This window comes from Thiobacillus sp. (genome assembly GCF_024708915.1).
Genome location: NZ_JANJXQ010000245.1, coordinates 1 through 2,613, shown reverse-complemented (window position 1 = coordinate 2,613; position 2,613 = coordinate 1). Strand labels below are relative to the sequence as shown.

The window sequence follows — 2,613 nt, the reverse complement described above, 5'->3', positions numbered from 1 at the left end:
CGAACCAGGGCTCGGGGGTGCTGACCTCGTGCACCTGGGCCGACGGTCTGGCCGACCTTGCCATCGGCCAGACCGTGCAGCCGGGCGACCGGGTGCGCTTCATTCCCTTCTCGGAGCTGCTGGCATGAAACTGCGCGTACTGTACTTCGCCCGCCTGCGCGAGCGCTTCGGCGTGGCCGAGGAAGCCATGGATTTCAGTGGTGCCACCGCGGCCGATCTGGTGGCGCACCTGCAATCGCGCGGCGACGCGTGGGCGGAGGAGCTGGCGCCGGGCAGGGCGTTCCGGGTGGCGGTCAACCAGAACCTCGTGGCGCTCGATGCGGGCCTGCCGGAACACGCCGAAGTCGCGATTTTTCCGCCGGTGACCGGGGGCTAGCGGCATGAAGATCGTGGTCCAGGCCGAGGCCTTCGATCTCGGCGCCGAGGTCGACGCGATGAGCCGCGGCCGCACCGACATCGGCGCCATCGCCAGCTTCGTCGGCCTGGCGCGCGACCGCAACGAGGGCAGCGGCGTGCAGGCGATGACGCTGGAGCACTATCCGGGCATGACCGAAAAAGCGCTGGCGGCCCTGGTCGACGAGGCGAAGTCGCGCTGGACGCTGCTCGACGTGACGCTGATCCACCGCATCGGCCGCCTGCTGCCGGGCGACCCCATCGTACTGGTGGCGGTGGCCAGCCAGCACCGCGGCGAAGCCTTCGCCGCCTGCGAATTCATCATGGATTATCTGAAAACGCAGGCGCCGTTCTGGAAGAAGGAAGAAACCCCCGAGGGCGAACGCTGGGTGGATGCGCGCGCCAGCGACGATGCGGCTGCGGCGCGCTGGAACAAGCCCTGAGTCATTGTTCTGCGCCGGGCCAGCCAGTAAGAGCAGGCCGGCGCATTCACGGCGTCGGCTGGATTGCAGCGCCGACGATAATGCCCGTTTCGGTCCGTCAGGGCTCAGCTGCCCTGTAAAAGCCTTGACATTGGTTCTAACAATAGATAAATTTTGTTCTTGTTAGAACTAAATGGGTGCCTGATGAAGCAGCAAGCCGAATTCCTGCCGACCGTGCAAGCCCTGGTGCAGTGCTATCAGGCGTTCGCGGCGTATTCCGCCGCGGACATCCGCGCGCAGGGCTTGACGCCGCCGCAGTTCGACATTGTCGCCACGCTCGGCAACACCGCCGGGATGACCGCCACCGAGCTCGGCGAAAAAACCCTCATCACCAAGGGCACGCTCACCGGCGTGGTCGACCGTCTGGTCGATCATGGCTGGGTGGAGCGTGTTGCGCACGATAGCGACCGCCGCTGCCAGATCATCCGCCTGACCCGGGCGGGGGAAACCTTGTTCGCCAGGATCTTTCCGGCGCACATGGCGCATCTGGGGGCGTGCTTTGCCGGAACGAGCGCGGCCGAACACAAGCGTGTACAAACCGCCTTGCGTGTACTGAAACAGGCTTTCAGCAAGGAGACGGCATGACCGCCGCGATGCGTTATTCGACCCCGGCCATCGCGCTGCACTGGCTGGCGGCGCTGCTGATTTTTGTGGCGTTTCCACTTGGCGTGTACATGCACGAACTGCCGCTGTCGCCCGGCAAGCTCAAGCTCTACAGCTATCACAAATGGATCGGCATCACGCTGTTGATGCTGGCGGCGTTGCGCGTGACGTGGCGGCTGACGCATACGCCGCCGCCCTTGCCGAGCGACATGGCTGCTTGGCAGCGCCGGGCGAGCCAGGCCGTGCATGGCCTGCTGTACGTGCTGATGATCGCGATTCCGCTGTCGGGCTGGTTGATGAGTTCGGCCAAAGGCTTTCAGACCGTGTGGTTCGGCGTGCTGCCGCTGCCCGATCTGGTCGAAAAGAATCGCGAACTGGGCGATCTGCTCGCCGGGGTGCACCAAGTCCTGAACTTCACGCTGCTGGCCCTGGTCATCATGCACGTGGGCGCGGCCCTGCAGCACCATTTCATCGAACGCCGGCCCTTCCTGCAGCGCATGGGCTGGAATAAAAAGGAGCGTGCATGAAACGCAACCCGACGAATCCGATCCTGTTCGCGCTGTTTGCGGCGTTTGCCGCGCCGGCGGCGCACGCGGTGGAATACGGCACGGTCTTGCCGAAGCAGAGCAGCATCGGCTTCGAGTTCCGCCAGATGGGCGTGCCGGTGCAGGGCGGCTTCAAGCGCTTCGCGGTGCAGATGGCTTTCGACCCGGCCAAACCCGAAGCCGCCAGCGCGAAGATCGAGATCGACCTGGCCAGCATCGACGCCGGCTCGTCCGAGGCCGACGACGAATCCGCCGGCAAGCTGTGGTTCAACCGCAGCGTGTATCCGAAGGCGCAGTTCGTCTCCAGCCAGATTCGCCCGCTGGGCAACAACCGCTACGAAATGCGCGGCACGCTCACGCTCAAGGGCAGAAGCCGCGAGCTGGCCGTACCGGTGACGTTCGCGCCGGGCAAGGCTGCCGCCACGTTCGACGGCGCGTTCGTTCTTAAACGCCTGGACTTCGGCATCGGCGAAGGCATGTGGGCCGACGTCGCCACTGTCGCCAACGAAGTCAAGGTGAAATTCCGCATTGCCGCCACCGGCAACTAACCCGTTGTTCATTCTTCCCAAGGAGCTTTGCATGAAACGTCT

Annotated in this window: 5 protein-coding genes and 1 pseudogene; all 6 read left to right on the top strand. The window is 64.8% G+C overall.

Going from position 1 to position 2,613, the window contains the following annotated elements:
* Positions 1 to 128: pseudogene (locus tag Q0L94_RS16820) on the top strand (molybdopterin molybdenumtransferase MoeA); the annotation flags it as partial.
* Entirely contained in the window at positions 125 to 376 is a 252-nt protein-coding gene (moaD, locus tag Q0L94_RS16815) for a molybdopterin converting factor subunit 1 (protein ID WP_296755575.1), read from the top strand. The pseudogene Q0L94_RS16820 and the gene moaD, both read left to right, overlap by 4 nt.
* A gap of 4 nt (positions 377 to 380) precedes the next feature.
* Positions 381 to 836: a molybdopterin synthase catalytic subunit MoaE gene (gene moaE / locus Q0L94_RS16810; protein ID WP_296755573.1), complete on the top strand. Its 456-nt coding sequence runs from the start codon at positions 381 to 383 to the stop codon at positions 834 to 836.
* 183 nt (positions 837 to 1,019) lie between these two features.
* The gene (locus Q0L94_RS16805; RefSeq protein ID WP_296755571.1) at positions 1,020 to 1,460 is read left to right on the top strand and encodes a MarR family transcriptional regulator; all 441 of its coding nucleotides are present in this window, start codon (positions 1,020 to 1,022) and stop codon (positions 1,458 to 1,460) included.
* Positions 1,457 to 2,005, top strand: coding sequence for a cytochrome b (locus Q0L94_RS16800; RefSeq protein WP_296755570.1), 549 nt, complete (start codon positions 1,457 to 1,459; stop codon positions 2,003 to 2,005). Before Q0L94_RS16805 ends, Q0L94_RS16800 begins: the two co-directional genes overlap by 4 nt.
* Positions 2,002 to 2,571 (top strand): YceI family protein, encoded by a 570-nt coding sequence (locus tag Q0L94_RS16795; protein WP_296755567.1) that lies wholly within the window; start codon positions 2,002 to 2,004, stop codon positions 2,569 to 2,571. Before Q0L94_RS16800 ends, Q0L94_RS16795 begins: the two co-directional genes overlap by 4 nt.
* The last annotated feature ends 42 nt before the right edge of the window (positions 2,572 to 2,613 follow it).